Source organism: Pseudomonas amygdali, assembly GCF_002699855.1.
In the GTDB taxonomy this organism is placed as follows: domain Bacteria; phylum Pseudomonadota; class Gammaproteobacteria; order Pseudomonadales; family Pseudomonadaceae; genus Aquipseudomonas; species Aquipseudomonas amygdali.
The window spans coordinates 1-10,520 of record NZ_LKBW01000072.1 but is presented as its reverse complement, the minus strand read 5'-3'; the positions used below and the strand labels follow the sequence as shown (position 1 = coordinate 10,520).

The 10,520-nt window shown below is 56.8% G+C and carries 9 protein-coding genes and 2 pseudogenes; all 11 read left to right on the top strand.

The window, feature by feature from the left end; genetic code table 11:
• Positions 1–84 precede the first annotated feature (84 nt).
• Positions 85–681: pseudogene (locus tag AO277_RS07515) on the top strand (GlxA family transcriptional regulator); the annotation flags it as partial.
• Positions 682–866: 185 nt separating this feature from the next.
• Positions 867–1,589 (top strand): GntR family transcriptional regulator, encoded by a 723-nt coding sequence (locus AO277_RS07510; RefSeq protein ID WP_005779781.1) that lies wholly within the window; start codon positions 867–869, stop codon positions 1,587–1,589.
• Positions 1,586–2,374, top strand: coding sequence for an SDR family oxidoreductase (locus AO277_RS07505; RefSeq protein WP_044319840.1), 789 nt, complete (start codon positions 1,586–1,588; stop codon positions 2,372–2,374). The genes AO277_RS07510 and AO277_RS07505 overlap by 4 nt, the downstream gene beginning before the upstream one ends.
• An 84-nt stretch (positions 2,375–2,458) precedes the next feature.
• Entirely contained in the window at positions 2,459–3,385 is a 927-nt protein-coding gene (gene kce, locus AO277_RS07500; protein ID WP_044319842.1) for a 3,5-dioxohexanoate:acetyl-CoA acetone transferase, read from the top strand.
• Positions 3,386–3,439: 54 nt separating this feature from the next.
• The gene (locus tag AO277_RS07495; RefSeq protein ID WP_044319839.1) at positions 3,440–4,318 is read left to right on the top strand and encodes an SMP-30/gluconolactonase/LRE family protein; all 879 of its coding nucleotides are present in this window, start codon (positions 3,440–3,442) and stop codon (positions 4,316–4,318) included.
• Between the two features lie 82 nt (positions 4,319–4,400).
• Positions 4,401–5,722, top strand: a pseudogene (locus AO277_RS07490) (MFS transporter).
• Positions 5,723–6,001: 279 nt separating this feature from the next.
• Positions 6,002–6,760, top strand: a complete 759-nt coding sequence (locus AO277_RS07485; RefSeq protein WP_044319841.1) for a hypothetical protein — start codon at positions 6,002–6,004, stop codon at positions 6,758–6,760.
• Between the two features lie 248 nt (positions 6,761–7,008).
• Entirely contained in the window at positions 7,009–7,488 is a 480-nt protein-coding gene (locus AO277_RS07480; protein ID WP_044319838.1) for a hypothetical protein, read from the top strand.
• Complete coding sequence (locus tag AO277_RS07475) at positions 7,485–9,116, top strand: GMC oxidoreductase (RefSeq protein WP_044319837.1); 1,632 nt, start codon at positions 7,485–7,487, stop codon at positions 9,114–9,116. The genes AO277_RS07480 and AO277_RS07475 overlap by 4 nt, the downstream gene beginning before the upstream one ends.
• A gap of 20 nt (positions 9,117–9,136) precedes the next feature.
• Positions 9,137–10,201, top strand: a complete 1,065-nt coding sequence (locus AO277_RS07470; RefSeq protein WP_052834994.1) for a ferritin-like domain-containing protein — start codon at positions 9,137–9,139, stop codon at positions 10,199–10,201.
• A 17-nt stretch (positions 10,202–10,218) separates the two neighbouring features.
• Positions 10,219–10,482, top strand: coding sequence for a hypothetical protein (locus AO277_RS27975; protein WP_044319835.1), 264 nt, complete (start codon positions 10,219–10,221; stop codon positions 10,480–10,482).
• Positions 10,483–10,520 lie beyond the last annotated feature (38 nt).

Sequence of the window (10,520 nt, the reverse complement as noted above, 5' to 3'; positions counted from 1 at the left end):
CGACAAGCTGGCCAAGAGCTACGCAGCCATGGTCACGCTGGCTTGTAGCCTACGTTGTATGCGGCAATACTTTTCGTACAAAACCTAGGGCAGGCAGGTCTACTGCGGGCTTACCGCTGTGCTATTCACCCGGAACATCGACCAGCGCTGGCTGAGACCGCTCAACACAGCCAGGTGACGAGTGAAAGCTTTATGGTTGATCGTGACCGGTATACGGCTGCCAGCCCGCGTGGCGCGCTCCATATGGTCCTGGAGTGGATTGGCCAGTCCCACGGAGCAGGTCTTGTTGATGGTATTTCCAACATATTGGAGTTTGATGCCTCACGGGACCGGCGGCTGAATCCAGCGCAGCATATCAAGATGGCAGCGCCTTTGAGAGAGGTCGTCAAATTAATGGAGACGAACCTCGAAGAGCCCCTGGACCTGGAGCAGATGGCAGTCTGGGTAAAGATGTCGAGGCGCCAGATCGAACGGTTGTTCAGAGCACAGCTCGGCACTACACCATTGCGTTACTACCTCGAACTTCGAGTGACTGAGGCTCGTCGGTTGCTGCAGCATTCCAGGCTGACCGTTGTCGAGGTCGCAGTGGCCTGTGGATTCGTCTCTCCGAGCCATTTCAGCAAGTGTTACACCGCTTATTTTGGGCATGGTCCTTCCCGAGAGACACGACTGGAATTTTGAGTGCCGAAGTTCCGGCAATGTCCGTGCGATGACTGAACGGCAGCGCAATGGCTCAATAAAAATAATCCTGAGTTGACTGAGGCCCAAGTGTGGAGTCGTCTCATCGCACCCCTGAAAACAATTTGACATATGTTATTTGTGATCACATATTAGCCCCATAAGAACGCCAATATGAGTCACTCCCCATGACAGATCGCCCTATCCTCCTGCCCGCCATGCGCCAGGTTTCCCGCGATACCCTCCAGGATCAGGTTTACCGACAGATCCGTGAAGCGCTGATGAGCGGGCGCTTTCAGCCGGGTCAGAAGCTGACGATCCGCGGTCTTGCCGAGGCGCTGGGCTCCAGCCCTATGCCTGTGCGCGAGGCATTGAATCGTCTCAGTGCAGAGAACGCCTTCGAAGTCACCGAAACCGCTCGTCTGCGCGTACCCATGATGACCCCGGAGCGGCTGCGCGAAATTCGTGATGCCAGAGTTGCGCTGGAAGGTCTGTTGGCCGAGAAGACGGTCATTCTGATCAATGACGCCGATCTTGCAGACATCAGCCAGCTCTGCGAGCAGATGCAGAAGGCTGCAGACAGCGTTGATGTGGCCCTTTACCTTTGGACCAACTTTGCCTTTCACCGACGCATTTATGCGGTCGCCAAGGCTGAGTTGATCGTTGCGGCAGTAGAGAACTTCTGGCTGCACATAGGCCCCTGTTTCGCACTTGTCGCGCCTGACAGGGCGCACCTTCAGCGTTCGATGGAAGCACACAACCGTATCGTCGAGGCACTGGCGGCGCGTGATGGGGCGGCCGCTCGTGCAGCGGTCACCGACGACATCATGCAGGCGGCTGATTCTCTGACGCGCCTGATCGCAAAGAGCGACCGCTCCAGGTCGCGTGTCTCGGGAGTGAAAAAAGCATGAGTGTTCTCAATCGACTGGTTCCCTACGCAGGGCTGCGCGTGCTGATTTCCGGTGGTGCCGCCGGGATCGGTGAAGTGTTGGCGGCGGCTTATATGGAAGCCGGGGCAAAGGTGCATGTGTGTGATGTCAGCGAGGCGGCCATTGCGGCATTCCTTGATCGCCATCCAGGCTGCGTTGCCACCCGCGCAGACGTTGCTGACCCGGTGCAGATCGAAGCGGTGTTCAGGGTGCAGCGCGAACAGTTCGGCGGTCTTGATGTGCTGATCAACAACGCCGGGATCGCCGGCCCTACGGCAGGCATTGATGCCATTCCCGAAGAGGAGTGGCAGCGCACCATCGACATCAATCTCACTGGGCAATACCGTTTTGCTCATCACGCGGTGCCGCTGCTCAAGGCGTCGCCCAACGCTCACCTGATCCATATCGCCTCGGTCGCTGGTCGCCTGGGCTATGCCTGGCGCACCCCGTATGCCGCGACCAAGTGGGCGATTGTCGGGCTGATGAAGTCGCTGGCGTCCGAATTGGGTGAAAGTGATATCCGCGTCAATGCCTTGCTGCCCGGCATTGTCGAAGGCCCGCGCATGGACGGTGTGATTCGTGCCCGTGCACAACAGATGAATGTGCCTGAGGAGGAGATGCGCGAGGAGTACCTGAAAAAGATTTCGCTCAAGCGCATGGTCACCGCGGAGGACGTTGCCGCGATGGCGCTTTTCTTATGCTCGCCCGCCGCACGCAATGTCACGGGCCAGGCCATCAGTGTGGATGGCAACGTCGAATACCTCTGAGTATCAGGCTCGACAGGACCGGACAGCGTCCGAGTCGTGTTCCACACCAGACTTTCTCTTTAAGAACAAGAACGGAGAATGCTCATGCCCAAGAAACGTCCGATCATTATTACCTGTGCCGTCACGGGTGCCATTCATACGCCCTCGATGTCGCCTCATTTACCGATCACACCGCAGGAAATCGCCGATGCAGCCGTCGGTGCTGCTGAGGCGGGGGCCTCTATTGTCCACTTGCATGCCCGCGACCCGCATGACGGAAGGCCCAGCCAGGATGTCGATCTGTTTCGGCAATTCCTGCCGCACATCAAGGCCAGGAGCGACGTGGTGATCAATATCACCACCGGCGGCGCGCCGACCATGGGCGTGGAAGAGCGTTTGCAGCCTGTGGCACAACTCAAGCCGGAACTCGCCTCGTTGAACATGGGATCAATGAACTTCGGGCTGTACGAAATGCTCGATCGCTACAGCGAATTCAAGCACGACTGGGAACGGCCGTACCTGGCCGAGAGTGATGACCGGATCTTCCGCAACACCTTCCGCGACATCGCGCACATCCTTGATACCTGTGCCGAGAACCGCACGCGCTTTGAAATCGAATGCTATGACATCGGCCACCTGTATACCGCCGCGCATTTTCTGCAGCGCGGGCTGCTCAAGGCGCCGATTTTCATTCAGTCGGTGTTTGGTTTGCGCGGAGGTATAGGCGGGCATCCCGAAGACCTGGCGCACATGCGTCGTACGGCCGACCGTCTGTTTGGCGACGCCTATCAATGGTCGATTCTGGGTGCCGGTCGCAATCAGATTCCGCTGGGCACCATGGGCCTGTCGATGGGCAGTCATGTGCGGGTCGGTCTTGAAGATTCCCTGTGGGACGGACCGGGCAAGCTGGCGGCGTCCAATGCCGATCAGGTCAAGCGTATTCGCACGGTGATCGAAGCGCTGGGCGGGCAGGTGGCGACGCCTGATGAAGCCCGCGAAATGCTCGACCTGAAGGGGGCAGGACAAGGTTAATTTCTAGTCTCCGCAAAATGTGTCATCTCAATAACAACAAGACAGAGGTGAAAAATGCGTATCGAAATCGTTGTCGACGTGAAGACCACGCTGGGCGAAGGCCCGGTCTGGGATGTCGAGCAACAGCGTCTGTACTGGATCGACAGTTTCGACGGTCGTGTTCTGCGCTGTACGGATGACGGGCGCGAGTTGCGAGCCTGGGATGTCGGCCAGAAAATCGGTTCCATGGCCTTGCGCAGGAGTGGCGATGCGGCGCTCGTTGCGTTGCAGACGGGTATCTATAACCTTGATTTGCCGACCGGTGATATCGAGCTGATAGTCGACCCCGAACCGGGGCTGCCCGACAATCGGCTCAACGATGGCAAAGTGGATCGGCACGGCCGGTTCATCGTGGGTTCGATGGACACTCGGGAGGATCAGGCCAGCGCGAAGCTGTATCGCCTCGACCCGGACCTGAGCCTGCACACGCTGGATGAGGGCATTATCGTGTCCAACGGCCCTTGCTGGAGTCCGGGCGGTGAAAACTTTTATTTCGCCGATACCTGGTCCGGGGATATCTGGGCCTATGACTACGACAACACCAGCGGCGCGGTCGCCAACAGACGAACCTTTGCCAAGGTCGACACCTCAGCAGGAGGCGCGGCGGATGGCTGCACCGTCGATGCCGAAGGTTGCCTGTGGCAAGCGCTGGTCTACGCCGGAAAACTGGTGCGCTACACCCCGGACGGGCAGGTGGATCGCATCATCGACATGCCCGTGAAGAAAGTGACGAGCCTGACCTTCGGCGGACCGAACCTGGATACGCTGTATGTCACCTCCATGGCCAGGCCGCCGTTGCCACGCTTTCCGGAAGATGGCCAGCAACGCGGTGCCTTGTTTGCGATCACCGGGCTGGGCGTGCAAGGCATCGCTGAACGGCGCTTTGCCAGTTAACCCGTCAACAGACTGAACCTGAACGTTAAGGACGACTGACCCTTTCTCGCTTGGGCGTGCCTGGCACGCCTGGAGAGTTCCCATGCCAAATAACAAGAATGCATCGCTGGGCAAGATTCACCGGTTTTCGTGGGTGTCGTTGTTGGTCTGCTGGATGATCTGGATTCTGAATGCCTATGACCGCGAGATTGTATTGCGCCTGGGGCCGACGATTTCCAAGCATTTCGACTTGTCTGCTGACCAGTGGGGTACGGTGGCCACCGTCGTCATGCTGGCTTTGGCCGTTCTCGATATTCCAGGCTCCATCTGGAGTGATCGTTACGGCGGTGGCTGGAAGCGGGCGCGTTTTCAGGTGCCATTGGTACTGGGCTACACCGCATTGTCCTTTCTCTCAGGCTTCAAGGCGTTGAGTGGCAGCCTTGCGAGTTTCATCGCCTTGCGCGTGGGGGTGAACCTAGGGGCTGGCTGGGGCGAACCGGTCGGGGTCAGTAACACGGCTGAATGGTGGCCGGTGGAGCGTCGCGGTTTTGCTCTGGGCGCACACCACACTGGTTATCCAATCGGCGCGATGCTCAGTGGCATTGTCGCCAGCTTCGTGATCAGCACCTTCGGCGAGGAAAACTGGCGTTATGTGTTCTTCTTCGCCTTCGTGGTGGCTCTGCCGCTGATGATCTTCTGGGCACGTTACTCGACGGCCGAGGCATCACCCAACTGTATGTGGACATTGCCGCCAAAGGCATGACCCCGCCGGACAGCACGCCGTCTACCAACGTCAAAGGCCAGGTCTGGAAGTCAGTGAAGGCCACGCTGAGTAACCGCAACATCGCCCTGACAGCCGGCAACACCATGCTCACGCAGGTGGTGTACATGGGGGTAAACATTGTCCTGCCAGCCTATCTGTACAACATCCTCAACCTGTCGTTGGCCGAATCGGCAGGAATGAGCGTCGTATTCAGGCTGACGGGTATCCTCGGGCAACTTATCTGGCCTTCGTTGTCGGACATCATTGGTCGGCGCATAACTCTGATCATTTGCGGCCTATGGATGGCGGTCAGTGTTGGTGCCTTTTACTTCGCCAACACCATCCTGATCGTCATCGCCGTGCAACTGCTTTTCGGCCTGGTCGCCAATGCCGTCTGGCCCATCTACTACGCGGTTGCGTCCGATTCTGCACAACCCTCTGCAACGTCGACCGCCAACGGCATCATCACCACGGCGATGTTCATCGGCGGCGGTATTGCACCGGTACTCATGGGCACACTGATTTCCATGGGCGGCGGCTGGACCAGCCTTAGTGGCTATACAGTGTGCTTCTTCGTGATGGCGGGCTGCGCGCTGGGCGGGGCGTTTCTACAACTGTTTTCTCATCGGCCGGAAGTGTTGGCGGTGCAGCGCGGAGTGTGAGGCTGGCATGTCTGCCCGGGCTCTGTACGAAAAGTGGCTGCGTTCGGTGATGCTGCGTTAAAAACAGGCTCGGACGCGACCTCTGCCGTCCCTGGCCTGATTTTCGCTCGCCGATATCACGCCGGGCCGGCATGCCGTATTCAGAAGAAAAAACTGCGCCTGAATCTGGTCAGACTCAACAGGGCCGGGGGTATATCGCAGATGTCAAACTGCTACTATACTGCCATTGGCCACGAAGGTCGTGTGGTCATGTCCTGCTGTGATTTCAAGGAGCGAATCATGTCTTCCAACGCAAATCTTACGTGCAATTTCACCATTTCCAGCAGCCTCAACGTCGGCGTTTCATTTGAAAGCGACAATGGTGGCGGCAGTTACGGTGGGCAAATCACGGTCTTCACTCCCGCCACCGTGCAGCCTGTAACGACAGGCCTGTGGGATAACGATGGCAACGTGTTTTTCACGCTTTACCTGACGGATAACCCAGACATCAGTTGCGTGATCAACTCTGGATCAGAGCCCGGTTCCTGGGTGCCATACATCACTTTAGGGCAGGAGTCTGGTCTGACGTGCGAAATCAGCAGTCCGCAACCTGCTGGCGAGAACATTTACAACTACACGCTGACTGTTACACAGACAAGTGCCTCAACCGCTGCGTCCATCGCTGACCCCAAACCTAAATACGTGGCCACTCTGTTTCTACCCGTCGGTGGAATGCAGGCATGGACGCAGATCATGCAGGGCGGTTCACCCGTCCCGGATGAAATCAATTCAGGCTCGCCGATCGTAATGGCTTTTGCTCGTTACAGTGACGGAACGGTGGTCGCGGGCGGCGTATATAAATCGGATTCTCCAACCGATTACAACATCAAGTTCATGTGGGTGTTTGACGGCGAGGGTAATCAATACCCGGGCTGGCCCATCGACGTTAGCGATGACGAAGACTTCTCCACCCAGTCGTACATCTTTTCGCTCACTCCCGATTCGGAAGAGTTGTATCAACTGAACATCGTCGATAGCCCTCTGCGGGAGCGTCCATGACCTGCAAAGGCACGATCCTGATCAGTCTGTCAGGCCACAGGCGAACCATCGTCTATGGGCAAAGGCGTTCTTGATTCCTTTTCTGCTTCTTGTACTGCCCGTTGCATTTGAGCTTCGCTCCAACGCTCTGTAGGTGCATTGGAACAAGCCGGTCACGCTAATGCTTTGTCACTTTTGTCTGATCCTGTCGTGACGCGCATAGCGCTCCCGGCAGGTTATTCGGACCACTGTCATGGAGGAAGTCACGCATGTACCAGCAAAAGATCAATCATCCGGCCAACCTGGGCGCCGAGCCCTTGGCGACGGAGGTTTATGAAGCAATGTTCGAACTGTTCGAATATATCTGCAGTTTCTGGAACAACCTGGACAACCCGCAGCAATTCAAGTCCAGGCTATTCGTTTTTATGGACAACCGCATCAGGTTGCATCCTGAATACAGAAGCATTTACAGCAGTGCCCGGCTGACAATGGATGAATTGATCAGCTCTATGGGCAAGGCTGATGCTTACAAGATGCTGTTTACCGATGCGGCAGCCAATCAAGCTCCGCCACAAACACCGCTCGCTCTGGTTCGTCAGAAAGTGTCCAACGAGTTCATTTCGTTCCAGGTTTCACAAGGCGGCTTCAAGGCGTTCTCCGGCGCTATCAATTATCCCGGCTATATTGCCGGGGCCTTCATCCCCGGCGAGCCCGCTCCCTATCGAGATATAGGGGAGGCCGCACAATGAATACCGATGTCCTGATTATAGGTTCCGGCGTTGCCGCCACGGCTGTGGCCAACCGCCTGCTGCAAAGTGACCCAAACCGCGCTATTTTGATTATCGAGGCAGGCACCAGAGTCAAGATGCAAGACCAGGTTCTCTGGGATGACTTCATGGTTTCCGGTAGCTCATACTCAAAGCTGCCCTATTTCAAGTACAACGACCTTGACTACCCGGAGCGCGATGCTCCCGGTGAGAACCTTAACGTGGGTGCCACCGTAGTCCCGCTGGCTGGCTCAAGAGTCATGACCTATGGCGGCTCCACCATCCATTGGGGAGGTTGGTCCTTCCGACTCAAGCCTGAAGACTTCAAACTCAAGAGCAATACGGGCCAAGGTGCCGATTGGCCGATCGACTACGCCGAGCTGGAGCCCTTCTACAACCAGGCCGAGTGCTACATAGGCGTCTCTGGTGATTCCGAAAACCAGGATCCGCCGCGTTCTGCACCTTATCCTTTCCCTGCCTTCCCGTACACGCTGGAGGACCAGCCCGCCTACAGGGCAATGAACTCGCTTGGCCTGAGCACTGCCAATGTGCCAATCGCCCGCCACGGCAGCACCAATACCACTTCTCGCCACGCGCCTTGCAAGACCACCGGCACCTGTAAATATTGTCCATTTGGCGCACGCTATGCGGCCCCGAACTTCCTTGACGATATGGCTAACTGGGGCAATTTCCCCAACTTCCGCGTGATGGACAACTGCGTGGTCGAAGACGTCATCATGTCGTCCAGGAACCGTGCAAGTGGTGTCACGTACATTGACAAGATGACTGGCCAACGCAGCACTGTCGAGGCCAGCACAGTGATTGTGGCTGGTGGTGCCATCGAGTCACCGAAGCTTTTATTGCGCTCGCGCTCAGAGCATTGGCCCAACGGCGTTGGCAATGATCATGACCTTGTAGGCCGATACTTCGTCACCCATCCTTATTTCGTCTTCAGTGCCACTGTCGACAACAACCCGAAACGGTTGCTGACTGAAATGGACTTCCCGACGCTTTGCAGTCGTTACTTCGACAGCCCGCAAGAACAGGCCAAGGGCAAGTTCATCCTGATCAACCCACCCACGTCTTTTACGCCGCTGGTTAACGGCAAGACGATGGGCGTCGCCCAGATGATGCAAAACGGCATGTCGCGCGAGGACATCGAAAGCGCTGTGAAAGGCTCGGCTCAGGTACAGATCCACGGCATGCTTGAAATACCCAGTGATTACACGAACAGGGTGAAGAACCTGGATACCCGTAACCGAATCGGCCTGCCGGAAACTCTCGTGGACTACTCCCAATCGCAGGATTTCAACGCGCGCATGCAGGAAATCGGGGTCCACGTGGGCAGGATATTCGAGGGGATGGATGCCACCGTCTCCGCGCCGCCCTCGATTTCATGGCGTGCCGATCACTCAGCCTGTACCTGCCGCATGTCAGACAGCGAGCAAGAGGGCGTCATCGACAAAGACCTCAAGGTTTTCGGCGTTGATAACCTTTATGTCTGCTCGAACGCTTCATTTCCAAACACCGGAGCGATCAACCCCACGTTGACGCTCACTGCGTTGGCGTTACGGCTGGGTGAACACTTGGCAACGTCGGTGCAATCATGACAACGCGAGGCCCATCCCATATGAATATGCTGGAACAGGAAAAAGACACGCTGAGTCAGTGGTTGCATACCGCCATGACGATAGAGCTGTCCACCATCCCTCTCTACATGACGGCGCTGATCAGTATCAAGCCTGGCAAGAACCGCGAGGCTGCCAACATCCTCCGGGGTGTAATGATGGAAGAGATGCTGCACTTGTCTTTGGCAGGAAATCTACTCTCCGCCATCGGTGGCAAAACGTGCTTCACAGCAGAAAACATTCCGTCCTTTCCCCTCACGCTCAAGTTCGAAGGCAAACGGTTCAAGGACCGGGAGTTCGAGGCCAGTCTTGCCCCGTTCAGCCCGGAAAGCATCGACGTATTTACCGAAATCGAATTGCCTGAAGGATGGCGAGAGCGGCCAATCCTTGAGGCCGGCCAGGAGATCGAAGTGCCGGGCTATACCATCGGTGGGTTTTACGACGAGATCGCCAGGAAGCTGTCGCACCTCTGTGCGACGTACGGTGAGCCGGCCGTTTTCAGTGGCGACCCTGAACACCAATTGGGTTTGAACTACTACTGGGGCGGCGGCGGTAGCCCGATAATCGTCAAAGATCTGGAGTCGGCACTAAAGGCGATCCAGGTCATCGTCACTCAGGGTGAAGGCATTCGCCATGAAGTCTATGACGACGACCACGATTATTTCGACCAGCCGGAACAAGTGGCCCACTTCTTTCGTTTTCGAGAAATCCAGTTCGGCCGTCACTATCAGTCAGGAGACAACCCCCGTAAGCCGCCTACAGGCTCTGCGTTTGAGGTTGACTACGGCGAGGTCTATCCGATCAAGGCCAACCCTACGTCGGCTGATTACGCCACCGACCCTGCCATGGCGACACTCAATGATGAGTTCAATCGACTCTATTCGTTGATGCTGTATCAGATTGCCGAGGCGCTGAACGGTGCATCCGACGCGATGTATACCGCCATCCTGAACAGCATGCACGACATGACTGCGACTGCCAGGGAAATGGTGACAAAGCCTATCGCCAATGACCCGCAAGGGCGCAACGGCGCTCCTTCCTTCGAGTGGGTCGAACCTGCTGTATGACTGAAAAGGATAAAACCATGATTACTCTGATATCCCGTTGGCAACTGCTGGATGGCTGCCCGACAGAATTGAAACGCGAACTGGACAGTCTGGCTGACAAGGTCAAAAAGGCTGAGCCTGATACGTTGATGTACCTGGTTAATCTGCCCGCGCCTGGGCCACTCGACGCGAGCAACAAGCCGATCGAACCGCCGCCATCGCCGATACCGTTGGCAGCACAGAATGAGGTCGTTTTTCTGGAAATCTGGGAGTATCAGTTTTTTTGTGTTCGGGCTGGTTAGGGCCTGCCGTCAGGCAGGCCCTTGTTTTACCAGCTCGG